This window comes from Glutamicibacter sp. JL.03c, assembly GCF_025854375.1.
Lineage (GTDB): Bacteria > Actinomycetota > Actinomycetes > Actinomycetales > Micrococcaceae > Glutamicibacter.
In genome coordinates this window covers 164,773-176,539 of sequence record NZ_CP107575.1, presented here as the reverse complement: position 1 = coordinate 176,539, position 11,767 = coordinate 164,773, and the positions used below count along the sequence as shown (strand labels likewise).

12 protein-coding genes and 1 pseudogene are annotated in these 11,767 nt (G+C 62.3%); 7 read left to right on the top strand and 6 right to left on the bottom strand.

Going from position 1 to position 11,767, the window contains the following annotated elements:
- Window positions 1–83: 83 nt before the first annotated feature.
- The 5 genes and pseudogenes from OF385_RS00840 to OF385_RS00815 all read right to left on the bottom strand — a co-directional run.
- A pseudogene (locus OF385_RS00840) lies at window positions 84–272 on the bottom strand (IS3 family transposase); the annotation flags it as partial.
- Between the two features lie 120 nt (window positions 273–392).
- Window positions 393–938: a DinB family protein gene (locus OF385_RS00835; protein ID WP_264276540.1), complete on the bottom strand. Its 546-nt coding sequence runs from the start codon at window positions 936–938 to the stop codon at window positions 393–395.
- Entirely contained in the window at window positions 931–2,055 is a 1,125-nt protein-coding gene (locus OF385_RS00830) for an NAD(P)/FAD-dependent oxidoreductase (RefSeq protein ID WP_319019177.1), read from the bottom strand. Before OF385_RS00830 ends, OF385_RS00835 begins: the two co-directional genes overlap by 8 nt.
- Window positions 2,052–3,314: an MFS transporter gene (locus OF385_RS00820; RefSeq protein ID WP_264276539.1), complete on the bottom strand. Its 1,263-nt coding sequence runs from the start codon at window positions 3,312–3,314 to the stop codon at window positions 2,052–2,054. Before OF385_RS00820 ends, OF385_RS00830 begins: the two co-directional genes overlap by 4 nt.
- Window positions 3,311–4,327, bottom strand: coding sequence for an alcohol dehydrogenase catalytic domain-containing protein (locus tag OF385_RS00815; protein WP_264277828.1), 1,017 nt, complete (start codon window positions 4,325–4,327; stop codon window positions 3,311–3,313). Before OF385_RS00815 ends, OF385_RS00820 begins: the two co-directional genes overlap by 4 nt.
- A 122-nt stretch (window positions 4,328–4,449) precedes the next feature.
- Between OF385_RS00815 and OF385_RS00810 the strand changes: the two genes are divergently transcribed.
- The 7 genes from OF385_RS00810 (at window position 4,450) to OF385_RS00780 (ending at window position 10,911) form a co-directional block, all read left to right on the top strand.
- A complete protein-coding gene (locus OF385_RS00810; RefSeq protein WP_264276538.1) occupies window positions 4,450–5,343 on the top strand; it encodes a LysR family transcriptional regulator in 894 nt (297 codons plus the stop codon).
- Window positions 5,344–5,439: 96 nt separating this feature from the next.
- Window positions 5,440–5,694, top strand: coding sequence for a hypothetical protein (locus OF385_RS00805; protein ID WP_264276537.1), 255 nt, complete (start codon window positions 5,440–5,442; stop codon window positions 5,692–5,694).
- A 30-nt stretch (window positions 5,695–5,724) separates the two neighbouring features.
- Window positions 5,725–6,495, top strand: a complete 771-nt coding sequence (locus tag OF385_RS00800; RefSeq protein WP_264276536.1) for an SDR family NAD(P)-dependent oxidoreductase — start codon at window positions 5,725–5,727, stop codon at window positions 6,493–6,495.
- A 76-nt stretch (window positions 6,496–6,571) separates the two neighbouring features.
- Window positions 6,572–6,916, top strand: coding sequence for a carboxymuconolactone decarboxylase family protein (locus tag OF385_RS00795; protein ID WP_264276535.1), 345 nt, complete (start codon window positions 6,572–6,574; stop codon window positions 6,914–6,916).
- 200 nt (window positions 6,917–7,116) lie between these two features.
- Entirely contained in the window at window positions 7,117–8,031 is a 915-nt protein-coding gene (locus tag OF385_RS00790) for a LysR family transcriptional regulator (protein WP_264276534.1), read from the top strand.
- Between the two features lie 70 nt (window positions 8,032–8,101).
- Window positions 8,102–9,181: a tartrate dehydrogenase gene (locus tag OF385_RS00785; protein WP_264276533.1), complete on the top strand. Its 1,080-nt coding sequence runs from the start codon at window positions 8,102–8,104 to the stop codon at window positions 9,179–9,181.
- Between the two features lie 254 nt (window positions 9,182–9,435).
- Window positions 9,436–10,911, top strand: a complete 1,476-nt coding sequence (locus OF385_RS00780; RefSeq protein ID WP_264276532.1) for a GntP family permease — start codon at window positions 9,436–9,438, stop codon at window positions 10,909–10,911.
- A 125-nt stretch (window positions 10,912–11,036) separates the two neighbouring features.
- On the opposite strand, the gene OF385_RS00775 is transcribed toward OF385_RS00780, so the two are convergent.
- Window positions 11,037–11,723: a hypothetical protein gene (locus OF385_RS00775; protein ID WP_264276531.1), complete on the bottom strand. Its 687-nt coding sequence runs from the start codon at window positions 11,721–11,723 to the stop codon at window positions 11,037–11,039.
- Window positions 11,724–11,767: the final 44 nt, after the last annotated feature.

The window sequence follows — 11,767 nt, the reverse complement described above, 5'->3', positions numbered from 1 at the left end:
ATCAACGAAGCCATGAGAATCACGACTGGCATGTCGAGCTTGTCATCTTTCTGAGTAACGATCGTTGAACTTCTCTAAATACCTCAAGCGGCAAAGACTAGAGAATTCCTTTCTCGCTGCCAATCTCTTCCAGAATCATCCAAGGACTAATCCTGCCATCAGCTGAATGTGGGATCTTCAGCTCGTAACCAAATCTCAATCAACTCCATCACCGCGGTAAGCGCCGCCACCCTCCGGGTGAAAGCCCTGTGGTGAAACACTTCGTTCTTGACCATCTAGTAGGTTAAATCGGCGGTCTACCCCTCATCAATCAGTTCGTCAACGAGCATCGCCCCTCCAGACCGCTTGGTGCGACGAAGGATGGCCAGTAGGTTCGAAGGCTTCCGGCGTACTCAGCGCAAGGGGTTGAGCAGCAGGTAGCCATCGACCCGGCAGAGGGACTCACTACCAGGGTCCTCCGGCAGATAGTGGCCGAGGCTCTGGGAGCGGACTTCGGCGATCCATTGGTCGTGCTGGTACTCGTGGTTGATGATCGCGGTGAGCATATGGCCGGCGACGACGGTGAGCTGATCGGTTGCTGCGACGTTTCCGGCTGCAATGGCGCCAACGCGGTCATGGACGCGTTCGGCGACAGTCTTGCGAAAGGAACGCAGACGGTCGATGGTAGGCAAGGTGCCCCGGAACTGCTCGGGGTTGGCAGAATCCATGATCCCGTCGAGCTCAGGGTCGGGACTCGGCTCGGCGGCGGTGAGGTTCCGGACCATGAAATGGGCGACATGAGCCTGGTGGCCAAGGTGCCAGCCAATCGCCGACGAGTTTTCATGCGGTCGCCAGAGGACCTCGTCAGGGTCGAGGTCTCGCCACAGATCCTCTGTGTAAGCCAACGCTCGATCGTATTCGGCGAGCAACTCGGACAGCGGCTTGAAATAGTTATGCAAGGAGGTTCTCTCTTTCATCGGGTGGCTGGAGGGAGTTAGATCGGCGGTTGGGCAGTACCTGAACCTGGATCGTTTCAGCGGCGCGAAGCCCTGCGCGGAGCGCGCCCTCGAGGTGGCCAGCGAAGGCAGTGGCCGTCTCGGTGGACGCCCAGTGAATGCTGCCGTGGACAGGCTGGCCATAGGCCGCATGGCCGTAACGGCTCGTATCGGCTGCGGCGATGCCCGTGGGCTGGGTGAATCGCTCGGAGCTCCAGTCGACGGCGTGGATGCTTCGCGGGTGGACGGCGTCAGGGCCAAAGAGCGTCGTCAGCTGGTCGAGGAAGGCGGTTGCTATGCCTTGCTGGTCGTGTTCCGGGAAACTGGCGGCCGGGGCGAAGGCGAAGATGGCCGCCGGTGTTCCCTCGGTGCCGCTGTGGTCGTGGAACTCGCGGAAGGGGCCAACGTGGCTAATGGCGGAACCGGAAAGTCCGGCCGCCCGCCAGAACGGCCGGTCGTATACTGCTACGGCCTTCACGATGCCGCCCATCCACACCGCGGTGTCCTCCGCGATCCGCCGGATGCTCTCAGGCAGCGGGGGCGAGAACGCGATCCGCTGCGCGGCCAGCGCCGGAGGCACTGCCAGGATGACATGCTCGCACCGGTACCCGCCCAGGTCGGTGCTCACGAAAGCGCCGCCCGCGTCGACGGTGATCGATGCGACGGGCTCTGCCAGGTGCAGGATCCCCTGCGGCAGACGGCGGACCAGCCCTTCCAGCATTCCCTGCGCGCCGGCGGCGAACCGCAATGCCGGGGCATCGACGGGGTTTCCGTCCAGGCGCTGGACCTGTGTGCCCTCGTACATCGCGTCGCCGTCCAGATACTGCGGAAACGTGCGCAGTCCCAGCTGCGCGGTCAGCGCTTGGATGCGGGGTTCGTTCGCCCAGAACCACGTGGCCCCGAGGTCGATCGCTCCCCCGGCAACTTCCATGGATCGGGCTCTGCCTCCCACGCGATCCCGTGCTTCGAGGACGACGACGGACAGCCCCGCTTGGGCCAGGGATACGGCGGCGGCAAGGCCGGAGGCTCCTGCTCCGACGACGACCACGTCGACGTGGCGGGGATCGTGTTCGACACTCATGGCTGGGCTCCCTGGTGCAGGGCGCGGGCGACGACCAGGACCGCGAGCGGGACCAGAGCGAAGATCGCGAGGATGGACAGGAACGGGAAGGACGTCGCGGCGAGCAAGGGGCCGGCGGCGAAGGCGGCGATCGCGCCGCAAAGGTTGGACAGGGCATCCACGCCGCCCTGGGAGGCCGCGCGCGCCTCGGAGGAGACGACGGAGCTGAACAACGCCGACCCGGCGACGTTGACGAACGACCAGCCCAGACCCAGCAGGATCAGCGAGGCGATGATCCCGCCAGTGTCGTCCGGGCGGGCTGCCCCGAGGAGGAGGGAGACCAGGAAGATCAGCAGGCCGATGAGGATGGAGGCACGGTGGCCGAGGCGGTCTGTGAGTTGGCCGACCACGGGCGCGAAGGCATACATGCCCAGGATGTGCAGGCTGATGGTCATCCCGACGATCTCGATCGAGCTTCCGTGGTGGGTGAGGTGGACCGGGGTCATGGTCATGATCGCTACCATGACGATCTGCGCGGACACGACGGCGAAGACCGCGTACCGGGCCGCTGCGTTGACGCGCAGCTCGGCCGTCAACATCGCGAAGGCACCGGGTTGGCAGTGCCCGGCAGCCGGAGCATCGGCATCCCGCTGGGACTCGAGGAGCGGATCCGGTCGTAGCAGCGCGAAGGAGACAAGCCCGGCAACCGCCATGCAGACGGCGGCGATGAGGAAAGCGCTGGCGTAGAGGCTGAGGCCGGTGGCGGCGGTGATGAGCCGTCCGGGCACGGCGAGATTGGGACCGAGGACCGAGCCGATGGTGCCGACCCACACGATGAGGGCCAGGGAACGGCCGTGGCGGCGCGGTTCGGCCAGATCGGTGGCGGCAAAGCGCGCTTGGAGGCTGACGGCCAGGCCGGCTCCCATGAGGAACAAGCCGATGAAAAGGGGCAACACGAGGCCGCGCTGGGCCGCCAGGACAAGCAGGGCACTGCCTGCAGCGGCGACCCACCACCCGCTGGAGAGCGCGAATCTGCGTCCGCGGCGGGCAGCAAGGGCTCCCAGTGGTACACCCATGAGGGCCGCTCCGAGCGTGCTTGCAGTGCGGGCGAGTCCTGCCCAGGCCTCGTTCTGGGTGATTTCGCCGGCGAGGAGGATGCCGATCGAGGGTGCGACACCGACGCCGACTGTGCCGACGATCTGCATGATGACCAGGACGGACAAGGTGCGTTTTTGGAGCCGGTCCCGTTGGTGGCTGCCCAGTGTTTGGATGGAGGTCATGGGCGTTCTCCCGCATTGTCGAGGCTGGTCTCGAGAACGAGGCGGAACCTCGCCCTTCCTTCACGCAGTGCATCAAGTGCACTCTGCGCTTGTTCGAGCGGGAAGGTCTGGGTGGTCGGTTGGATGCCGTGCCTCACGGCGAAGGCCATGGCCTGCTCAGTGTCAGCGGGGCTTCCGGTCAGATGCCCGGTCACGGACAGCGCGTGCACGACCATGGGGGCAACCGGCAGGTCGAGCGTGCCGGCATCGACGCCGACCAGGACGAGCCGTCCGTGCGGACGCAGTCCTGTGATCAGCTCCGCGACGGGCGCGGTCGACGAGGCGGTACTGATGATGGCGTCAACACCACCGACCTCACGCAGCGCCTTCCCCGCTGGCGTGGCTTCGCTGTCGATATATGCGGAAGCGCCCAGGGCGATCGAAGCTTGTTCCCGTTCGGGACCGCGCGCCACGGCGGTTACCTCGTGGCCCATGGCCGCTGCGAACTGGATCGCCAGGTGCCCCAGCCCGCCGACGCCGAAGACCGCTATCCTGCCGCCAGCAGGTGCATCAGCGCCCCGGACTGCGTTGAACGCAGTGACGCCTGCGCAGCCCATCGGAGCGGCGTCGACGAAGTCCAGGGCGTCTGGGATGTGCGCCAGTGCACTGGCCGGGGCGAGGAAGCGGCTGGCCCAGCCGCCTGGGTAGCTGACGCCGGGAATCCTCCGCTCAGGGCAGTGCACGACGTCTCCGGAAAGACAGGCAGGGCACCGCCCGCAGCTGCCTCCGAACCATCCCACGGCCACCCGGTCGCCCGCCCGCCAGCGTTCAACGCCCGAGCCCGTCTCGCAGACTACGCCCGCGACTTCGTGCCCGGGCGTGACAGGCCCCGAAGCGTGCTCTGCGGCTGCGGTGCCGAGGTCGGCGCGGCACACACCGCTGGCAACGACGTCGATCGCCACCCATCCTTCCGGAGGAGAACCGACCTCGACCCGGTCAGCGGCCAACAGGCCGCCGGGCGCATGGACGCGCATCATCGTCGCCGTGCATTCCACTGTGATCTCCCTCGGTCCAGAACTGCTCCACTAGAGCAGACTACGAGTCTTTGCCGGTCGACAGTAGACCACAAACGTGAATCCAGCGATAACATGTGTGTATGGCAGATAAATTAAGCACCGAAGGAATGCGCTATGTACGGGCAGTCGCGGAGACCGGGTCGTTCAGCGCTGCGGCGAAGTCCTACGGCGTCACCCAGCCAGCATTGTCCAACGGCATCGCCAAGCTCGAAGCGGCACTAGGGCAGAAACTGTTCGACCGCTCGCCTCGCGGCGTGACGCCCACTGCCTTCGGGAAAGCCATGCTGCCACGCATCGAACACGCACTGGTCGCGCTGGATGATGTGCACACCGAGGCCGGTCGCTGGAATACGCCTGCACCGGAAACGATCCGGGTCGGCGTCTCGCCCCTCATCGACCCAAAGCTCGTAGTCAGCGCCTACCGGGCGGTCTGCGACCAGCCGGAGCAGGAAGCCCGTCGCCAATTGGTCCTGCGCGAGGCGAATATGCGTGAGCTGCGCGAATCGCTCGTCGCTGGAGACCTCGACCTCATTGTTGTCCCTTCCGTCGAGCCCATGCCACGCTATGCCCACCGGGTCATCGACTCCGAGCCACTGGTACTGATCGAGCCCCGCCCCGGCGAGGGCCCCGCCCGCCTGGACGATCTCACTGGCCGGCAGCTGATCCTGCTGCCCGACACCTGCGGGCTGACGACTTTTACCCGCAGCCTCATTGCCGACAACGAGCTCAACATCTCCGCCTATCCCGGGGAGGCTGGAAGCTACCGGGTCCTTGAAGAATGGTCCCACCTCGGCCTCGGCTCAGCCATGCTGCCGAAATCCAAGCTCGCCTCCCCCAACGCCCCGCACCGGGAAGTCCTCGACGCTGACGGCAGCGTCCTGGAGATCTTCTACGAGACCGTCTGGAATCCTGCTTCCCCCATCGCCAACGAGCTCGAGGACCTCGCTGACCGGCTCGTCCAGCCGTCGGCCTGAAAGCCGACAGCCGCCTCTGGCCATACACATTCCCTATGGCTCTATTCGCTCTGCCCATCTACCGCTGAACCCGGCCCCGCTCGTAGCGTAGAAGCCATGCGGCATCAACAGGCCGCGGTCCACCAGCACGAAACGGAGCAAGCCTTGGCCTTCCTGCAGATCACCCTGGTCGTCGATGAGCGCGATCGCGCCACCGCCGCCGGCGTTTACGCCCGGTACAAGCAGCCCTTCCTCGACAATGTGCCCGGCGCCGCCAGCAAGGAGCTGCTTGTGCGCGACGAGGACGTCGTTGGGGCCTTGTCCCCGTTGCTGAAGGCCGAACCCGAGATCCGAATCTACGAGACCGCCTGAACCCCAGGCCCCGGAACCAAGGAGAACAACATGACTTTTGAAGGACGCAAGCTGATCGTGGTCGGCGGCACCAGTGGCATGGGCCGCGCAATTGCCGAGAAGGCCGCAGCAGAAGGCGCAGAGCTCGTCATCATCGGCCGAAACCAGTCCAAGCTCAACGAGGCCCGGGAGGCGCTGGCGAAGCACGGGCACGCAGTCCACGCGCTGGCCGCAGACCTTGCCGATGCCGAAGCAGTAGCCGAGCTGCGCAACCGGCTCTCATCCGACCACGCCGACGCCACGCTGCTGGTCAACGCAGCAGGAGTGTTCGTGCCTAAGCCATTCCTCGACTACGAGGCATCCGACTACGACTCCTACCTCGACCTGAACAAGGCGACCTTCTTCATCACCCAGACCGCCGCGGCGAACATGGCGGCTGGTGGAAAGGGCGGCTCAATCGTCAATCTCGGCTCGATGTGGGCACACCAGGCAATCGCTGCCACACCTTCCTCGGCGTACTCGATGGCCAAGGCCGGCCTGCATTCCCTGACCCAGCATCTGGGCATGGAACTGGCTGGGCACAAGATCCGGGTCAACGCGATCGCCCCTGCTGTCGTGCGCACACCGATCTACGAGGGATTCATTCCCAAGGACGAGGTCGACAAGGCCATCAGCGGCTTCGATTCCTTCCACCCCATCGGCCGCGTCGGCACTCCTGAGGAGATTGCCGAGATCGCCGCGTTCCTGCTCTCCGACGCCACCGGCTGGGTTACCGGCGCGATCTGGGACGCCGACGGCGGCGTCATGGCCGGTCGCAACTAACCACCACGCTCCCTGGGTCCACGCCATGTCGGCACAGACCCAGGGATTGCCAACCACCACGACAGGAGAAGCTTGCATGGCATACCACGAACACACCGACCACCAATACTTCCGCAACCTGCGTCAGGGAGCACCGAAGGCTGTCGAAGGATTCCAGGCCTTGGACAACGCCGTCTTCAACAACCCCGACGCCGTGATCCCGCTGAAATACACCGAGCTGATGGCGGTGGCGGTCGCATTGACCACCCAATGCCCGTATTGCATCGAAGCACACTCCACTGGAGCGCGGAAAGCCGGGGCCACCGAGGAAGAACTTGCTGAGACTGTCATGGTCGCCACTGCGCTGCGCGCAGGTGCCGCAGTGACCCATGGCTGGCAGGCCATGAAGTTCTTCACGCAAGCTCAGGAATCCAACGCCTAGACGAGAATATCCGGCTGGCCTTCATCACGGTGAACTCGTGATGAAGGCCAGCTGTCTTATGTGGCCAGTGCCGCCCCGGTCCCCGGCAAACGGAGCCGCAGGGCGTGGGCACCCTCAGGGCATCCCGCCAGGCGATCAAACGCCCATCGAATGACCGCCGAACACCAGCCAAGGAATCGGCATAGAAAAGAGGAATCGACGTGGATTTGCGCCAACTGACGTACTTCTTGGCAATCGTTGACCATGGTGGCGTCAACAAGGCAGCCGAGGCGCTGTTCGTCGCGCAACCCTCGGTATCGCAAGCCCTGCACGCCCTCGAACGTGATCTGAACAGCACGTTGTTCGTGCGTGTGGGACGCAAATTGGTGCTCACAACCTCCGGAGAAGCACTCGTGCCAGCAGCCCGCCATGTCTTGAACGGCATCGGGCTCGCCCGTTCATTGGTCGATGCCGCTGAGGGGCTCCGAAGTGGGCGGTTGCTCATCAGCTCCACGTCGTCGCAGTCGGCCCATCCACTGACGCCGCTGATCACCGGGTTCCAGCACCAGCACCCCGGAGTATCGGTGACCGTGCGCGCCGCCAAGCACCGCGAAGATGTCATTGCCTCGCTCTATACAGGCGATGCTGAGCTTGGGCTCATAGGCCGTCCCGAGCATGAGGCGATCCCCAAGGATCTCGACGCGCTGTCGGTCGAAAGCCAACGCTACCTCTGCATAGCGCGCGATCCCGGAGATTTGCCCTCGGTCCTTGGCACTGTCCGACCCGCGGACCTGGTCGGGGCGAGGCTGATCGTTGGCCAGAATGGCACAGAGATGCGAAGGGCCGCGAACCAGGTTCTGGCGATGGCCGAGGGAAGCACCATTGCCGTGGAAATTGAGCACCGCGAGGCGTTGATTCCGCTGATCCTCGCTGGAGCAGGAGTCGCAATCGTCACTGAGGCCTTCATGGATCTCGCTCTTGCCACCGGCTTGGCGTTCCGCGCCCTCGATGTCCCAGGACCGCTTTCGGTCGACCTGCTCAAGCGCCAAGGAACGGTCAGCCCTGCCGCCCAGGCCTTTTGGGACGCCGCGAAGCTGTGGACCCTCAACCACTCCGAAGGCTGCGCTAATCCATAGGCATTTGCCTATAAGAATGCCAGGTTCTACGTCTTAGACGATTATCTGCCGCGCGCATGTAATAGATCACATGATTACCAAACACCGCATTGCAATTATCCCGGGCGACGGCATCGGCGCCGAAGTCATTCCACCGGCCCGTGCCGTCCTGGAGGCCATTGGCCGTCGTCACGCTTTGGACTTCACATTTGACGAACTCGATTGGTCTTGCGAACGATACGCCCTCGAAGGATCAATGATGCCAGCGGACGGCCTGCGCCGAATTCGAAATCACGACGCGATCCTCCTGGGTGCCGTCGGCTGGCCAGGGGTTCCCGATCACGAGTCGCTGTGGGGACTGCTCATTCCGATTCGCCAAGAATTCAAGCAGTACATCAACCTGCGTCCCATAAAGGTCCTCGACGGCGTGCCAACCCCACTTCGCTCTGACATCGTCAAACAGGGAGTCGACTTCGTGATCGTCCGCGAAAACTCCCAAGGAGAATACTCCAACCTCGGCGGACGACTCAATTCCGGCGGCCCCGACGAGATCGTCATCCAGGAATCCGTCTTTACACGCGCCGGCGTGACTCGGGCCATCGACTTCGCACTGCGCACCGCTGCATCGCGCAATGGAACCCTGACCTCCGCGACCAAGTCGAATGCGATGGTGCATTCCATGACGTTCTGGGATGAAGTCTTCACCGAACGGGCAATTCAGCACCCCGACGTCTCTTGCAGCCAGGAACATGTTGATGCCCTGGCAGCGAAACTCGTTATGGATCCAACACGCTACGACGTGATTGTCGCCTCGAACCTCTTCGGGGACATTCTCAGCGACCTAGCCGCCGGAATCGCCGGCAGTCTCGGCATCGCGCCTTCTGGCAACCTGAACCCCGAACGGGAGTACCCATCGATGTTCGAACCAGTCCATGGTTCGGCCCCTGACATAGCCGGCAAGGGAATTGCCAATCCGCTGGCCGCAATCTGGTCAGCGGCGATGATGGTCGACCATCTCGGCCACCACGAAGCCAGCGCCGAAATGCTCGATGCAGCGTTCGGAGTGCTCGCCGACACGCCCATCCGCACGCGTGACCTTGGCGGAACGGCTTCCACCGTTGAATACACCAATGCGGTGCTGGACCGCATCGGCGTCAGCGCGCCCGCATAGGAAACCCTGCGCTTCAATTCCTGCATTGCAGCATCCGGTTAGCCCGCAGGGATCTTCGCAGCACCCCCGATGCCCGCTGAGGCACTCCCGTCAGCGCCAGGGCATTGGCGGCACCCCCAGTGCCCTGCGCGCCGACGCCATATCCCCACTCGCACCACAAGAGAGCCCCATTTGCCAGCGCTGGTTCCTTGCTGAAGACGGAATGCGCTCTTCCAAAACATGTGGTCTAGAACAGGTCTTCGAATGGAGTCATCATGAGCGACCTATTCATCATCAGCTCGGCGATCATTTCGATCATCGCCATCGTGTTCCTAATCCTCAAACTGAAAGTGGACCCGGTCATGTCCCTCGTACTGGGGTCACTGGCTCTGGTACTCGCCAACGGGAAAGGCCCTCAGGCGGCAATCGATGCCGTCATCAATGGTTTCGGCAACATCATGCTCGAAATCGGGCTCATCATTGGATTCGGCGTCCTCGCCGGAACAATACTCACCTACATGGGAGGCATCAACAAGCTCGGAGCGCTTCTGCTTCGCAAATTCGGAACGAAAGCGATGCCACAAGCTTTCGGGCTCACGATTGGAACGCTGCTGGCATCCTTGTACATCGATGTTTGCCTTGTCCTGACGGCACCGCTGGCCAAGGCGACTGCAGCCGACTTGGGGAAAAATGGTCTGCCCAAGATGGCTTCTGCCGTCATGACGGGCCTTATCGTAGGACTGACAATGACCGTTCCCGGCGTGGCGGCGTTGGCGCTGTCGGCGTTGCTGGGTGTTCCGCTCGGCTCCATGCTCCTCTTCGGCGTTCCAGTAGCCTGCGCAACCATCGCAACGACAATCGCTGCCATGAATATATTGTTCAAGTTCGGCCTCTGGAAACCGTCCATGGATGAAACCGATGCATGGTTGCGGGTTCGCGCTCTTGAGCAGCGAATCGAAGAGCTGGATCCCGCAGAGTCGTTGACTGGGAGTTCAAGTCTCCACCAATCCGGCCCAACATCGAGCTCTAACGAGAATTCACGCGCTGCCACCGCACTGCCTGAGCAAGTCGACGCCCATGGGACCATCCTCCTCAACGAAGACCGCCAGCCTCCACTCTGGTTGTCATTGGGGCCATTGCTTATCGGCCTTGGCCTGATTGCTGCTGGTTCAATTTCAGAGGTATTGGGCTTCGAATCTGAGGAATTCAAATTCCTGAGCAACCCCACAATTGCACTTCTAATCGTGCTTCTGGGCACCTGGGCCGTATGCAGGGTCCGAGCTGGCCACGCAGCGACAGCCCAGGCACTGTCACGCGGGTTCCAGGAGAGCGGAAGTATTCTGCTGGTCACCGGCGTCGGAGGTTGCCTCGCTGCCGCAGTGCAGACAATTGGGCTGGGAGACATCCTGACCAAGTATTTCTCGCCCGGAAGTTTCGCGCCCCTGCTCGTTGTATGGGGAATCGCTGCAGTGCTTCACATCGCCATTGGTTCCGTCACGACATCGGCTATTACTGCCGCAGGCATTCTCGCTCCAATCGTCGAACCGCTGGGTGTCAATCCAGTCCTCATCGCGCTAGCCGCCGCATCGGGCAGCATGCTTCTCATCCACGTGACAAGCAATACCTTCTGGTTAATGCAGACCGTCTTCGGGATTAGCACGCGAGGAGCGTTCAAGGTCTACACGTTGCCCGTTTCGATCGCAGCTTTTGCCGGCCTGGCATGGGTGCTTGTGCTGTCAATTTTCATCTAGTTGCACCAGCCCTCACTGATCTGATTATGGCAGCCTTATCACTTCACCTCATGTCAATCACCTTCAAGACACCCCGGGGCCAAGCAACCCCCTCGGTCCACTGGATCTGCGCATCAGCTGATGACTCAAATTAGGAGAGCCTGTATCAGGTGCTCCGCCAATCCTGATCTCACGAGAATGCGCTGTGAAACATTACTGCGCATCGCAAGGCAAATTACATGTCCAATACCATTCAATGCGATGCAAATTCCAAAAGCATCGGCCCGTGCGGCTTCGGCGATACGGTCGATCCGTTCTTGTGCAGCTGCAGTTTCCCTCATCTTGGCTTCATTGATCCGCTGTTGCTTCAGCTCTTCGTCGTCGCTTTGTCGTTGTTGCAAATTTTTGGGCGGGAATTTTTGAATAAGCAAGATGAACACTCGAAGTAGTAGACCAGCGCAGAGGGCGGTCACAGCAGAATGCGAGAAGTGATTTACCGGTGATTCCCAAGCGTCGATGAGTGAGATTTTCGGTAGACAGAAAAAGAGCAGAACCCACGCAGCAAAGGAAAGCGCGGCCGACCAGAAGTTGATTGCCTGTCGTTCTAACCAGGTCATTGGCCACCCAAGAATTGTCCGGCGGTCATAAGCGAGGCGTTCGTTATGATCGAAGAACAGTGCAGTGGTTTCCCGAAATGGCAGGAGATTGCTGTTCGTAGTTTCTCGTGGTCGATGGCGCTTGGCGCTGGTAGCCCTTGCTTCCGGCGTTTTTACTTCTGCCGCTGGTAATTGAGTGCCCGCCCAGCGATGTTCTCTGCCTCCTGGTATCTTCAACGATCATCCGGGAGAGCTCCTGAGCTTTCTTCGGGCTAGTCATG

Excerpts from the sequence above, each read along its gene's own strand:
- OF385_RS00830 (WP_319019177.1), bottom strand. The coding sequence starts at position 2,055 with ATGAGTGTCGAACACGATCCCCGCCACGTCGACGTGGTCGTCGTCGGA.
- OF385_RS00820 (WP_264276539.1), bottom strand. The coding sequence starts at position 3,314 with ATGACCTCCATCCAAACACTGGGCAGCCACCAACGGGACCGGCTCCAA.
- OF385_RS00815 (WP_264277828.1), bottom strand. The coding sequence starts at position 4,327 with ATGCGCGTCCATGCGCCCGGCGGCCTGTTGGCCGCTGACCGGGTCGAG.
- OF385_RS00810 (WP_264276538.1), top strand. The coding sequence starts at position 4,450 with ATGGCAGATAAATTAAGCACCGAAGGAATGCGCTATGTACGGGCAGTC.
- OF385_RS00805 (WP_264276537.1), top strand. The coding sequence starts at position 5,440 with ATGCGGCATCAACAGGCCGCGGTCCACCAGCACGAAACGGAGCAAGCC.
- OF385_RS00800 (WP_264276536.1), top strand. The coding sequence starts at position 5,725 with ATGACTTTTGAAGGACGCAAGCTGATCGTGGTCGGCGGCACCAGTGGC.
- OF385_RS00795 (WP_264276535.1), top strand. The coding sequence starts at position 6,572 with ATGGCATACCACGAACACACCGACCACCAATACTTCCGCAACCTGCGT.
- OF385_RS00785 (WP_264276533.1), top strand. The coding sequence starts at position 8,102 with ATGATTACCAAACACCGCATTGCAATTATCCCGGGCGACGGCATCGGC.
- OF385_RS00780 (WP_264276532.1), top strand. The coding sequence starts at position 9,436 with ATGAGCGACCTATTCATCATCAGCTCGGCGATCATTTCGATCATCGCC.